Origin of the sequence: Ruminococcus gauvreauii, from assembly GCF_025151995.1 — a bacterium.
GTDB lineage: Bacteria > Bacillota > Clostridia > Lachnospirales > Lachnospiraceae > Ruminococcus_G > Ruminococcus_G gauvreauii.
Map to the genome: position 1 here is coordinate 1,403,930 of NZ_CP102290.1, position 13,111 is coordinate 1,417,040.

The 13,111-nt window shown below is 42.7% G+C and carries 16 protein-coding genes and 2 CRISPR repeat arrays; of the genes, 2 read left to right on the forward strand and 14 right to left on the reverse strand.

All coding sequences use genetic code 11. From position 1 onward, the window contains the following. Window positions 1-23 precede the first annotated feature (23 nt). The 9 genes from NQ502_RS06810 to NQ502_RS06850 form a co-directional block, all read right to left on the reverse strand. A complete protein-coding gene (locus tag NQ502_RS06810; RefSeq protein WP_028530352.1) occupies window positions 24-896 on the reverse strand; it encodes an AraC family transcriptional regulator in 873 nt (290 codons plus the stop codon). Between the two features lie 104 nt (window positions 897-1,000). Next, window positions 1,001-1,327, reverse strand: coding sequence for a hypothetical protein (locus NQ502_RS06815; RefSeq protein WP_148511879.1), 327 nt, complete (start codon window positions 1,325-1,327; stop codon window positions 1,001-1,003). 18 nt (window positions 1,328-1,345) lie between these two features. Next, the gene (locus tag NQ502_RS06820) at window positions 1,346-1,603 is read right to left on the reverse strand and encodes a TfoX/Sxy family protein (protein WP_028530350.1); all 258 of its coding nucleotides are present in this window, start codon (window positions 1,601-1,603) and stop codon (window positions 1,346-1,348) included. A 388-nt stretch (window positions 1,604-1,991) separates the two neighbouring features. Continuing rightward, window positions 1,992-2,695: direct repeats of the CRISPR family, unit length 33 nt; unit sequence ATTTCAATCCACTTCCTTCGTGAGAAGGAAGAC. A 345-nt stretch (window positions 2,696-3,040) separates the two neighbouring features. Continuing rightward, window positions 3,041-3,310, reverse strand: a complete 270-nt coding sequence (locus NQ502_RS06825; RefSeq protein ID WP_028530349.1) for a DUF3795 domain-containing protein — start codon at window positions 3,308-3,310, stop codon at window positions 3,041-3,043. Window positions 3,311-3,373: 63 nt separating this feature from the next. After that, entirely contained in the window at window positions 3,374-4,018 is a 645-nt protein-coding gene (locus tag NQ502_RS06830; protein ID WP_028530348.1) for an endonuclease III domain-containing protein, read from the reverse strand. Between the two features lie 174 nt (window positions 4,019-4,192). Then, window positions 4,193-4,624 carry a hypothetical protein gene (locus NQ502_RS06835; protein WP_028530347.1) on the reverse strand — a complete coding sequence of 144 codons (432 nt, stop codon included), beginning with the start codon at window positions 4,622-4,624 and terminating at the stop codon, window positions 4,193-4,195. A 78-nt stretch (window positions 4,625-4,702) separates the two neighbouring features. After that, a complete protein-coding gene (locus NQ502_RS06840) occupies window positions 4,703-5,089 on the reverse strand; it encodes a (deoxy)nucleoside triphosphate pyrophosphohydrolase (RefSeq protein ID WP_028530346.1) in 387 nt (128 codons plus the stop codon). A 1-nt stretch (window position 5,090) separates the two neighbouring features. Continuing rightward, complete coding sequence (locus NQ502_RS06845) at window positions 5,091-5,429, reverse strand: MmcQ/YjbR family DNA-binding protein (RefSeq protein WP_028530345.1); 339 nt, start codon at window positions 5,427-5,429, stop codon at window positions 5,091-5,093. Window positions 5,430-5,489: 60 nt separating this feature from the next. After that, window positions 5,490-6,404 (reverse strand): restriction endonuclease, encoded by a 915-nt coding sequence (locus NQ502_RS06850; RefSeq protein ID WP_028530344.1) that lies wholly within the window; start codon window positions 6,402-6,404, stop codon window positions 5,490-5,492. A gap of 210 nt (window positions 6,405-6,614) precedes the next feature. Here NQ502_RS06850 and NQ502_RS06855 point away from each other — a divergent pair, with 210 nt between their 5' ends. Then, the gene (locus NQ502_RS06855) at window positions 6,615-8,000 is read left to right on the forward strand and encodes an MATE family efflux transporter (protein ID WP_028530343.1); all 1,386 of its coding nucleotides are present in this window, start codon (window positions 6,615-6,617) and stop codon (window positions 7,998-8,000) included. 30 nt (window positions 8,001-8,030) lie between these two features. Next, window positions 8,031-8,618 carry a cytidylate kinase-like family protein gene (locus NQ502_RS06860; protein ID WP_028530342.1) on the forward strand — a complete coding sequence of 196 codons (588 nt, stop codon included), beginning with the start codon at window positions 8,031-8,033 and terminating at the stop codon, window positions 8,616-8,618. Window positions 8,619-8,691: 73 nt separating this feature from the next. Here the strand turns inward: NQ502_RS06860 and NQ502_RS06865 are convergent, their stop codons facing one another. The 5 genes from NQ502_RS06865 to cas7c all read right to left on the reverse strand — a co-directional run bounded on the left by NQ502_RS06865 (window position 8,692) and on the right by cas7c (window position 13,109). After that, complete coding sequence (locus NQ502_RS06865; protein WP_028530341.1) at window positions 8,692-9,057, reverse strand: hypothetical protein; 366 nt, start codon at window positions 9,055-9,057, stop codon at window positions 8,692-8,694. Window positions 9,058-9,456: 399 nt separating this feature from the next. Then, window positions 9,457-9,934: direct repeats of the CRISPR family, unit length 30 nt; unit sequence ATTTCAATCCACGCTCCACGCGGGAGCGAC. A gap of 170 nt (window positions 9,935-10,104) precedes the next feature. Next, on the reverse strand, window positions 10,105-10,395 hold the full coding sequence (gene cas2, locus NQ502_RS06870; RefSeq protein WP_028530340.1) for a CRISPR-associated endonuclease Cas2: 291 nt from the start codon (window positions 10,393-10,395) through the stop codon (window positions 10,105-10,107). A gap of 121 nt (window positions 10,396-10,516) precedes the next feature. Next, window positions 10,517-11,548: a type I-C CRISPR-associated endonuclease Cas1c gene (cas1c, locus tag NQ502_RS06875; RefSeq protein WP_028530339.1), complete on the reverse strand. Its 1,032-nt coding sequence runs from the start codon at window positions 11,546-11,548 to the stop codon at window positions 10,517-10,519. Next, complete coding sequence (gene cas4, locus NQ502_RS06880) at window positions 11,545-12,213, reverse strand: CRISPR-associated protein Cas4 (RefSeq protein WP_028530338.1); 669 nt, start codon at window positions 12,211-12,213, stop codon at window positions 11,545-11,547. The genes cas1c and cas4 overlap by 4 nt, the downstream gene beginning before the upstream one ends. A gap of 5 nt (window positions 12,214-12,218) precedes the next feature. Then, the gene (gene cas7c / locus NQ502_RS06885; protein WP_028530337.1) at window positions 12,219-13,109 is read right to left on the reverse strand and encodes a type I-C CRISPR-associated protein Cas7/Csd2; all 891 of its coding nucleotides are present in this window, start codon (window positions 13,107-13,109) and stop codon (window positions 12,219-12,221) included. Window positions 13,110-13,111 lie beyond the last annotated feature (2 nt).

Consider the following 13,111-nt stretch of genomic DNA (forward strand, 5'->3'; position numbering starts at 1 on the left):
TAGTCCCTGCGCATCTTTTTCATTTATTTCGGTGCAACCGAGAACCAGATTTCAAATGAGAAATCCTCAGAATGCACTTCAGCACTCGGATACACCTCGATACACATGCCTCTTGACGGCTGATAATTACTGGTTGGAAAGAATTCCGTGTAAAGCTGTTTATAGAGTTCCTGGAACGCTTCCGGCATCCTGCCTTGTCCTTTAAACACAACCCATGTGTTTGCCGGAATCGTCTCTATGGTCAGTCCTTCTGCCACTTCACTCTCCTCACAGGCAGTACCGATTGCATAGTCGAAATCTCCCTCATGCGGATTATCGAAACAGATTCCAACAATCGCGTCTCCAAAAACACCGTCCGGTTTTACGTACCGGCAAAGCTTGTCAATTGTTCCGTCTGTGTTGCACTCTTCCCATGCCTTGTGGATACTCTGCTGTGTGATCTCACTGCCTCCGCTAAACCTTTTTCTTTTCGCCACCACTGAAAACGCATCTCTTTTCTCAATCCTGTAGTCCATCTTTGTTCCTCCTTCTAATATAAGTTTTATAGAAAGACGGGAGAAAGACTTCAGTTCTGCTTTCATTAAACGAGCCTGAGTGGGTTTGATGCCGTGGAACTTCACAAAAGCACGGCTGAAGCTTTCCGGGCTGTCATACCCATACTTCAGCGCCGTGTCAATCACACGGCTGTCTGTTGATGCAAGTTCACTGCCTGCCTGCGTCAACCGCCTGCAGCGAATGTATTCTCCAAGTGTAAACCCACAGAGAATCGAAAACACCCGCTGAAAATGAAAATTTGACGAATACGCCTGCGCTGCAATTTCCGCAAAATCGAGATCTTCTGTCAAGTGCTCTTCAATGTAATCGATCGCCTTTTGAAGCCCTGAAATCCATTCCATCTGTTTCTCCTCCTCTTTCCTGACTTCAGTATATAGGAGTTTCATCTCTGTTTCCTGACTTTCCGTGCGGATATCTGTCTGTAGTAAAAATGCGTTCTTTACCACTATTTCGTGACATATTCCTTTTCAATTTGGCGATACCGCCATATCAGCCATACGGTTCCCACCAGGCATGCCAATATCAAAATTGCGGCTGCCATTATTTCAGACCAGTAAAAAATCGGTCCACAAATCCAGTATGGAACGGAGTATATCTTCCACATTCGTGCATTTGCCTTATTATATTCCGGAATGTCACGCACTTTCTCAGAAGGAACAGTAGAACCCGACCAGAACCACATCGGTTCTTCGCGGCTGCCCGCAAAAACACCAATCCCCAGAAAGAGTGCCGCACATCCCCAGGTCGAGATCATCCATATTGCAAAGCCCATTACTTCACGACCTTTCATTTAACCTTTAAACTTGTTATAAAATTCCTTCAGCTCCTTTTTCTTCTCTTCCGACAGCTGTGTTTTCTTTATCCCCTGTATGGCACCTTCGATCCCATACAGTCTGTGGATGCATGCGGAATCATCGATTGCTTTGATCTTCAGCCAAGCCTGCTGACTGCCAAGCGCTTTCAGTTCTTCAAAAGTGGTGATTCCGACCTGATTTAATTGTTCTTCTACTACTTTTCCTATGTTTGGCAGTTTTGACAGTTCGCCCATGATATCCCTCCAATGTAACGTTATCAGATGCTGTAATGGTATCCTGTTGCCATTATGTAAACTTATTTGGATATTTTAATTAGTGACATTGTGTGTTCTCAATCTGGGAATAGACTTGTTCAAAATTCTGTAACATATACAATTAACACCCTGACTTTTTCATCTAAAGGAGAAGATGTCTGGATTTGTGTATTGATGCTTCGCTGCATTTCTTTTCATGAAAAGACGTTTATACTCCAAAGTAACATGTATACTCCTGTATTAATTGACTGCCTTATGATAAATAAAATCTCTTGGATTCCGTGCTCACTTCAAAACGTCCGATTATCCCCCTCATTCTCACGAAAGCAGGCAATGCCGCATAAATACCAACACAGGTCATCATAAAATTTCAATCCTCTGCCTTCGTGAGAAGGAAGACATGAATATCTCCCCCACACAGCTGTCCTATGTAACATTTCAATCCATTTCCTTCGTGAGAAGGAAGACGTAATCAATCTGAAGCTTTCTGATATCATGTTTGAATTTCAATCCACTTCCTTCGTGAGAAGGAAGACTGGAGCATATAGACGAAGAAGGAAACCTGAAACGATTTCAATCCACTTCCTTCGTGAGAAGGAAGACTGCGGATCACCTCTTTCGCCTCCTCGACCGTGCGATTTCAATCCACTTCCTTCGTGAGAAGGAAGACCATCAATATTCTTAATGTATGGTACACCTAAAATATTTCAATCCACTTCCTTCGTGAGAAGGAAGACTCCTTTCCATTCTGTGATTGTTGTTCATCCGGGATTTCAATCCACTTCCTTCGTGAGAAGGAAGACACGGATCCAGCGCTCAACATCAACCCCTGAATCAATTTCAATCCACTTCCTTCGTGAGAAGGAAGACTGCAAAATGCAGATGATTATATTCAAAGATAGAATTTCAATCCACTTCCTTCGTGAGAAGGAAGACGCAAAACTTCTGACGGATGAAACGTATCTGACACAATTTCAATCCACTTCCTTCGTGAGAAGGAAGACTCTGCAAACCTTCACAGTTCGCGATCAGTCCATGATTTCAATCCACTTCCTTCGTGAGAAGGAAGACAGCAATTATGCACAAATATCTTATCACATTTCCCTTACATAATGTAATATTTGTCTGTTTTTTCGTCATTCTTTTCTTAAATCAATAAATGGAACACGTTTCCGGCGAAAAAATCACCGTTTTTAAGGTGCGAATCTCCCCGGTTTTTTATGTGTACTTCAAATTCGCACTTCTAATATTTTATCTTTATCTCTATAATTCCAGGGTTTACCAACCCAGCTGGCACATAAGTTTCATTCTCATCGGACACACAATCCATTTAGAAAACCATTCCATTCACAACACAGATCCTAGAAATCCGCATTTCTGCCACTCACGAATACACAATACATCATCCGCATTCCCCTATCTGCTTTCAGATTCCTTGGCCCACTGTCTGCACTGCTCCAATTTTTGAGCAGGGTCAAAACCCTGCGCTGCTCCCATTGAGGAAAGCATCTTACATGGAAAATCTGGACATACTCCACAGTGGTCCAGCGTTTTTTCTTCACAGCAGAATTTCACCTGACACTCCCCACCCCAAAATGGCTTTTCCATCGTAATACAACCAGTACAATGCACCTGCTCCTTACGTTCGCAGGAATTACACCTGACTCCGCATCTCGATTCAAACATCTTGTTCCGCCTCTCTTCATCTTCTGTGTCTGTTTTCACTGTATACCTTTAAGCTGCCTTTTATTACCCCTGTTCCACCCCGTTCTTCTTACAGATTTCAGACAGACAGCACCTTTCACAGTGGGGTTTCGTCCTTGCCGTACAAATGTCTCTTCCATGGAAAACCAAACGGTGACAAAAGTCACTGCCCTCCTCAGGCGGAATGATCTTCCAAAGTTCCATCTCAACCTTTTTAGGATCTTTTATGCCATCAACAAGACCGATCCTGTTCACCAGGCGAATACAGTGCGTATCCGTCACGATCGCAGGTTCTCCGAACACATCTCCCATGATCAGATTTGCACTTTTGCGTCCCACTCCCGGAAGTTTTAACAGAGCATTAAAATCTTTTGGTATCTTACCGCCATACTCGTCTTTCAGTATTTTCATACATGCGCTGATATCACGTGCCTTACTTTTGCCCAACCCGCATGGGCGGACGATTCGCTCAATATCCTCCACATCTGCAGCTGCTAATGAATCTACATCCGGATATTCTGCATACAAATCCTCAACAACTACATTGACTCTTGCATCCGTACACTGTGCTGCCAGCCGCACGCTGACCAGCAGTTTCCACGCCTGATCATAATCCAGAGTACATCCGGCATCTGGATATTCCTTTTTCAGGCGTTCTACTACTTCTATTGCCAGTTTCTCTTTTGTCATATGTACCTCCCGTCGTATCGATGAATTATAAAATAAAAGCCGAATAATGGAACGCGCCTGTTCACCATTTTATGAACAGATTCTTCGCTCAATTATCGGCTTTCCCTATGTCCCATGCAACTATCTTATCACAACATATGCAAGTAGACAACATAGCTCTTATTTTGACAAATCTTATAAAAATTCTTTCAGCTCTCCCATAAATTCTTCTTCCATCCGCACCAGGTTTTTGGCAACTACCTGGCTGTCCTCCGATGCCTCTTTATTCTGAGCCATGGCTTCACTGATAGACTGAATTCCCATATTACAGCCATTCATCATAATCTTTGCAATCTGATTACTGTCATCCTTTACCAGCATTTTCATCTCTGTTGTAGCCCATGCAAAGGTCGATGCCATAGCACCCGGTTCTTGTTCCTGCTCTCCATACTGTCCCAAAAGTTTTGCGGATTCTCCCTCGATCTTTTCGTGTTCAGTTTTGTAATTATCAATGACTCTTCCGAGATTTTCATCCTCCACGTACGCACTGATCTGATCCATACTGTCGATCGCCATTTTACAGCCCCTGTTGCATTCCTTCAGAAGTCTCTTTGTTTGTTCCTCCATACTTGGTGCCTTCTTTCTGATTTTTGATTTATTATGTGCATTGTCCTCAAATATATGCATATAATGAAATCTGGCTTATTAAAGCAATCGCTTCAAACGCTCAATCAATGCGATGTCTGCCGGAAGCCAATCCACACTGTTCAGTTCGTCTTTGCCCAGCCATTTTGCGTCTTTATGCTCACAGAGTTTCAGTGTTCCATGTATCACGCTGCATAAGTAGCATCTCATACTCAGATGGAATTCAGGATAATCATATTCAATCGTATCAAGCAGTTTGTGTACTTCAATAACTGTATCCAATTCCTCTTTCATTTCGCGCTTTAACGCCTCTTGGGGAGTCTCACCCTCTTCAATTTTTCCGCCTGGAAATTCCCATCCGTCTTTGAATTTTCCATAGCCCCTCTGCGTAGTAAAAATTTTACCATTTTTTATAATGATCGCCGCCACAACATTGATTGTTTCCATACTATCTTTTTCTCCTGCCGCAAAGTTCATAACTCTCTGCTATCATCCGTTTTATATCTTCCACTGGTACAGTTCCGTCCAGAATAATGGAGTTCCAATGCTCTTTGTTCATATGATACGCAGGGACGACAGAAGAAAAAGCATCCCTCCAAAAGTCCCTCCACTGCGGATCACATTTCACGTTAACCCAGATATGATCATTACGTTCATAAATCCAGGCAAATATTCTGCCCGTGTCACGAATCCTCATACATGTCCAGGTATGGTCCTTAAACGGATAATCCTCATAAACTTTATCAAATGTCATACAATATCTGATGACTTCCTGTCTTAATAACATTATTTTCACCTTTTTTCCTGCATCCGAAAAAGCAGACTATCATTTTCATATGCAACTCTATTATTCCAGGTATTCATTAAATACATCTGTGTCCAGCGTTTTGACTTCAAATACCTTTTTTATACTCACGCCAAAATTATATTCTATCATCAATTCCGCCAGTTTTTTTCCATCAATCAATACAATATGCTGCTGACCGGCATATTCCTTAGCCGGAGCAGAAAACTTAGTGGTCGTGACAAATAAACCTTTCCCACCCTTACCGGCAAGTGCCCCGGCAAATGTATGGAGCTCTGGTCTACCCACAGTCCTGCTTGGATCCCACTGTTTTGCCTGAATGTAAATCAGATCAAACCCAAGTTTATCCTCCATGATGATTCCATCAATCCCTTCATCTCCGGTTGCCGGCGTCAGCTGTCCTGCATTTTCAAATGCACCATACCCCATCTTTAAAAGCAAATCAAGAACCATCTTTTCGAACATCACGGGGGAGAGCTTCATAACCTCATTCAGCACCTCATCAGCCAGATTTTCCCTTATTTTTTGAAATGCTCCTTCAAAAATGTCATCAGGTGTTTCTGTCCCCTCTTCCGCAATTTCATCCGAAACTTCAGTCTGAGATACGGATCCACGCCAGAATTCCCGAAAACTTTCGTATCTCAAAAGATATGTATTGTCAATTACCTCAGGATTCTCCTGCAGCACTCGCTTTCCTTCTGCTGTGATAGAGAATACCGCCCGTCTGGAACTGCTGATCAAACCGGCTTTCTTCAGATAGGTCCCTGCCCAGCTGATACGGCTAGCGAACACCTTCTGCCTGCCGCTCGGCAACAGCACTGCCATATCCTCCTCTGTAAGTTCGAAAAGTTCAGCTACATATTTTTTAATTTCTTTCAGTTCATGGCATTCGCCGTCTTTCAAAACCTCCAGAAAAGGTTTATGCATTTCAAAATATCGCGGTATGTTATTCGGCATACTGTACGCCCTCCATGAATCTACATGAGTTCAAATTTCTTTTTTATTACTTCCTATAATTATTATAACGCAAACCAGCCGTTTTCTCTATAAAAAAAGAGTTGACATTTCAAAAACACGTTGCTAAAATTACAATATCGAGTAGCAGAAAGTGCGTAAATCCAGATGGGTTTACGTACTTTTTTTGTTTTTATAACGAGGAGGTCAATTATGGAACAAAAAATTTCACAAAGCAAAATGGGTACGTTACCGGTCGGAAAACTGATGTTAAATATGGGTATCCCCATGATTTTATCTATGGTACTGCAGGCAGTCTATAATATCGTAGACAGCTATTTTGTATCCAACATGGCGGATACCGCAGCCGCCTCGGGCATCGGTGAAGCAGCAGTCACTGCTTTGACGCTTGCGTTTCCAGTTCAAATGCTGATCGTAGCCATCGGTATTGGAACTGGTGTCGGGACAAATGCACTGCTCGCGCGAACACTGGGACAGGGAAACCGTGAGAAAGCAGGCACGATTGCAGGGAATGCAATAACCTTGGCAAGTATCATCTACGCAATATTTTTGATCTTTGGTATTTTCGGCACTGAGGCTTTTATTTCAACGCAGACAGAAGATCCACTTGTCAAAGAAATGGCTGACCAGTATCTGGGGATATGCTGCAAGATTTCTTTCGGTATTGTATTTTTCTCTGTTTTTGAAAAGGTATTACAGGCTACCGGTAAATCCCTGTTCTCCACCATTGCCCAGATTGCAGGCGCGGTAACCAACATTATTCTGGATCCAATTATGATCTACGGTCTGTTGGGCTGTCCTGCTTTTGGTATCAGCGGCGCGGCTTACGCAACCGTCATTGGACAGATCGTATCCCTTATTCTCGCCGCCTTGTTTCATTTCAAATTAAACAGAGAAATTCCATTTCACCTCAAGCATCTGAAACTGCGCGGACGAATTGTCGGAGAAATCTATGCCATTGGAATCCCCGCCATTATTGCCCAGGGCGTCATGTCTGTTATGAATTATGGTATTAATATTATTTTTGGAAGAATCGGAAGCTCCTACGTAACCGCATACGGCATCTTTTATAAAATACAACAGTTTGTGCTATTCGCTGCGTTTGGTCTCCGCGATGCCATTACTCCAGTCATCTCCTTTAATTATGGGCTGAAAGATCCCAAACGCATAAAGGACGGGATGAGGTTTGGTCTGCTGTATACATTCGTGATCATGATCGTATGTCTGGCTGCTCTTGAAGTATTTGCTGCACCGCTGACAGGTTTTTTCTCATTGTCTGATCAGACAAAGGACCTGTGCATAACGGCTATGCGCGTCGTCTCTGTCAGCTTTATATTTGCAGGCGCAAATATTGCATTCCAGGGGATTTTCCAGGCTCTTGGGGGCGGCATCGAATCATTGGTTTTATCTCTGCTCAGACAATTGATCTTTGTGCTTCCGGTAGCATGGGCTTTAGCCGTCTGGGCTCCCGATATCGTATGGATTACATTTATCATTGCCGAAGCATTGACCGCGGGAATTGCCTGCATCTTTATGAAAAAAATATATGTAAGAAAAATCAAGACATCAGGTGTATAATAAAAACAAAATGACAGGGAGGAAAATGATATGGCAAACAGTATTATTACAATCAGCAGAGAGTTCGGAAGCGGCGGCCGTACAATTGCCAAAAAAGTCGCAGAGGAACTGGAATATGCTTATTATGACAAGGAGATCATTGAAGAGGTTGCGCAAAGCACCGGATACACTCCGGAATATATCGCCGAAGCCGGTGAATATTCACCTACCGGAAACATCTTTTCCTATGCATTCGTGGGCCGGGACCAGTCAGGCATCTCTGCCGCTGACTATCTGTGGATCGCACAGCAAAAACTGATCCTGGATATCGCAAAACGAGAGCCCTGCGTTATTGTGGGCCGCTGCGCAGACTATATTCTGAGAGATATGGAACATGTGTGGAATATTTTCATTCATGCGCCACTGGAAGACCGTGCCAGAAGAATTGTTGAGAAATACGGTGAACGCGATACGTCCCCGGAAAAACGCCTGCGCGACAAAGATAAAAAGCGCTCTGTTAATTATAAATATTACACTGATCAGGAATGGGGCAAATCCCAGAACTACCACCTGACTCTGGACAGCAGCAGACTGGGAATTGACAAGTGTACAGATATTATCACTGGACTCGTGCACTAAATGCTTTGAGAAAGGATATGCCTCCTCGTTCTGGCATATCCTTTTCTACTAATACCTATTGCCAAACCAATGGCTATAAATTTTCATATCCTTCAAGTTCCCGCATCAGTTCCTGATAGCGGCTGTCTTTTTTTAAAAATTGAATGCTGGTATCATTTTCAAATGCTTTTTTCAACATGAGTGCAATCCCATCCGTATCGTTTTTTGCAAACTTCATATGGCAGTAAAGTCCGGAGTCTTTATAGGCATCTATGCTTTTTACGCCGTATACCATTTCAGCGAGAATGTCAAGCGCCTTGTCTTTATCCTTGTTCGTCACAGCCAGATCCCATTCCGGTGAAGCTTCCATGTATAGCCCCATTTCCAGCAAGTGTGCCAGACTTTTTTGTTTTCCAACGATCCAGCGTGCCTTTTCGATATCTCCCTCTTCCATAGCCATCACATAGATTCCCTGTAACGCCCAGGATATATCTGCATATCCATTGAAGATTAATTTCTCGTGGCACTCGTATGCCTCCTGTATATTTCCCTGTTTTCTGTAAAGTGTCGCCTGAAACCTTTCCTCGTTAAAACTCCATCCTGGAATCTGATTAAGATATTCCTGCGCTTTGGCATAATCTTTTCTGTTTAAAAAAGTGTAAACAAAAAATTCAACGCTGCCTGTACAATGTCTAAATCCTGGCTTTTAACCAAACATTCATACATTCTCATAGTTTATCATCGTACTGCTTCGCCTCTTTTTTCCCAAAAAGTAACCGATACCATCTAATGTCTGTGCAACTGAAAGAATCATTTTTTCACAGTTCGGATGTTCCTGTACTTTATCCCTCCCCTAAAAAAATCAATTCATGCTCCACGCGGGAGCGACGTCCGTCAATAAGGTTCGACGCTGCACCTCATAATTTCAATCCACGCTCCACGCGGGAGCGACAGTGATTCATTTCCAGGGTTTTCATTACCTTTTTATTTCAATCCACGCTCCACGCGGGAGCGACGCTGGTCTGGACGGAGAGTGCATATGTATCCGGGATTTCAATCCACGCTCCACGCGGGAGCGACGGTTTAAAAAGGGGGATGCCATATGACAGCAACAATTTCAATCCACGCTCCACGCGGGAGCGACGCATCCGATCGGGCGCGGTAAAATAGTTATTGTCTATTTCAATCCACGCTCCACGCGGGAGCGACAGTCATCGGACATGCAGATAGTAACCAATAAACAAATTTCAATCCACGCTCCACGCGGGAGCGACTCATTGCCCAGACGCGTGCTGTAGAGCCTTCCGATTTCAATCCACGCTCCACGCGGGAGCGACAGCAATAATGCACAAAAAAATCATTTAAAATCAAAACATTTATACAACGCCAAGACATTTATCATAAAACCAGCATAAAAACTAAGCTATAATGCTGTATGTTTACAACAACCAGCTTATTTTTGCAGTGCGAATCCCCATGAAATTTCATGATTACTCACTGTTCGCACTCATAAAATCAACGGTACTTCCACATCGATTCCTTTATCAACACCAATATGCTCAACCTTTGTCTTATGTTTATTCCCTAAATTATAAAATCTCAGACTGTCTACATTTTTGTCTATAATCTCCGACAAAGCAGATTTAAGCATAACATATTGCGCATTATCAAGTATACATTCAAAAACCGAGTTCTGTACTCTTGTCCCATAGTTTACACATTGTTTTGCCACTTTTCGCAAACGACGTTTACCTGTTTCCGTTTCAGTACTGACATCATAAGTAATCAATATAAGCATATGGCCTCCTATTTGTATTGTTACATTTTATACCATTATGCAATAGTTGTTACTCAACTTATCTTCAAAGCTGGACAACTACTACACTGACCTTGCAATACATTCTTTTTCTATAACTATTTTACTTCCAGAAAAACGGTGGATAGGCATCCAAGTCTCCCCGCAAATGCCTGGCCAACAGCATGCTTTGGACAAACGGAACCATTCCCCATTCCACCTTTTCCTTGAGATAAGGGTGTGTTATAATCTCCTTTTTCTTATTCTGCCACTCTGAAAGGAACATTTTTCTGGTTTTGTCGTTCATGATAACCGCCCCATCCTCTTTTCTGGTAAAATCTTTGCCACTTACCATCTTACGATTAATCAAGGTTAAAACAAATCGGTCAGCGAAAACAGCTCGGAGTTCTTCAACCAAATCCAACGCCAGAGAAACCCTCCCTGGCCTGTCTGTGTGCATAAAACCCACATATGGATCCAATCCAACACTTTCCAACGCCGAAGCCACCATATTGGTCAGCAAAGTGTATGCAAAAGACAGCATCGCATTAACATTATCCATGGGTGGTCTTTTATTCCTCCCATTGAAAATAAACTCCTTCTTCTGCTGGAGAATTAATTCATTGAACACTCCAAAATAAACGCTGGCCGCTTCTCCCTCATAACCGCGTAACTGATCAATTGTTTGAGAACCCATTATATATTCAAGTGATTGTCTCAAAATGGCAGATGCATTTTTCATTTTATCCAAGTCGATCTGAAGTCCATGATCTCTGATGGCGCGTTCCAGTACCCATCGCGAATTATAGACCTTACCTAAAATACAATTCTCGGCAATTTTCAGACTGAAGTTCTTATCTTTTGATACCTCATACTGTCTTTTTCTAAGTAACACATTTCCTTTCACACTGCCTGTGACGTGTGCCAAAAATCTGCCCTGTGGTGACAAAAAGCAGAGCGCAATGTTTCTGTCGGCACATCCTCCCATTAAAGCAGGGCTTACTCCTCGGTAACCGAAGGATACCACTGCTTCTAAATTATGTAATGGTACCCTCCCGATTTCTATATCTCTGTCCAACACAACAATATTCTCTCCATCTAAAGATAGATAACTTTCCGGAGAAGTCACATATAATGTATTCAGTAACTTTTTCATTTTTCATCCTCCGTGATTATGTTATGGATATATGTATGAACCGAAACAGCTTTTCCAAGTTTGGGTATGCAGATGTCCTTCAAAGAACATGCACTGCAGCTTTTTGACCATTTTACCCGCGGAGTATATCCCTTTTGATAGAGCTGATGCATTTCTTCAAAACTATTTTTTACCTGTAACCTCAGGTCATCTGTAAACTCGATTTTTTCCCTGCGCTTTGTTTCCCCATAATAGAGTGCCCCTTCTGAAACCGCAGTAGAAAACATCTCTTCCAAACACATGGCCTGTGCCGTCAGCTGCAAAATATCAATGTCTGTATCTTTAGGCTTTCCTTTTTTATATTCTATCGGATAGACACGAAACAGGCCACGGTGCCCGTAGAGCTGTACACCATCATCTGCCCTATGAAATTCCACAATATCACACACTCCGCTGATTCCTAACACTCTGGAGTGAATTGGAACTCCACGACTGACAATGATGTCACTGCGTTTCTCGGTCAAATAAGAATCATGCGCCCGTCTGTGCAGCAATTCGCCCTCGACCGTATACTCATTCTCCTGCCACTGCTGTTCAATATGAATCAACGCCCACTGCCTCCTGCAAAAAGCGAAATGTTGAATTCCCGAAAGCATTAGAAAATCATCTTCCTTGTACTCTGCCATCAATCTCACATCTTTCTTGAAACTTCCACACTGTCCGGAATTTGCTCCTCATGGACAGCGACTGTATAATCTGAGTATTTTCTCGGATAAATCACATCTTCTTTTCTTTTCACTTCAATTGCATCGAATAATCTGTATGCCGGGCAATCGCCCAGTTCTTTACTGTGCTTAAATACGATTAACTCTCGAACAGACATCTTTCCTCTGGCAGCAGAATGGTCAATCTCAAACATATTGATGATAGCTTCCCACAGGAGCTCTAAATCCTCTTCCGAAAATCCGGTCACCTTGCGTGCAAGATTTGCAGAGATATATCCCTCTACACGATATAATGCATAAGGTACAATATTCTTTCTTCCCATCTCAGTTTTCTTATTTTCCGCGTCTTTCTCTGTCGTAATCGCCACACGGGTTATTGTTACTTCCTGACTGATAATCGGATCAATGCTCCGCGCAAAACCAAGCTGTACCGGGCCCCTCACCTGCCCACAGTTCAGCGCCGCTTTTACAAATGTGGTCATAACTGCACCAAAGGTCCGGATATCAAAGAAATTGCTGCACATGAAATCACGGATTTTACTATCAACCTGAGGGTCTTTTTTCTTTAGATCCTTTATTCCCTTTTCATCTGTTCCGAGGTATTCATATGCTGAACTATCGCTGCGATTCAACGGAACATCTTCTTTAATGTAAATTTTATATCCTTGTGCATCCTCTTTCACCGTTTCTACGTAATTTCTGATTTTTCTCTTTAAGCAAACATCAGTCACCAGGCCATATCCGCTCTCCGGATCAATTCTGGGCAAATTTCCCGCATCCGGATCCCCGTTGGGGTTTCCATTTTCCACATCAAATAATACTACAAATTCATACCTGTTTTTAATCGCTTCTGCCATAT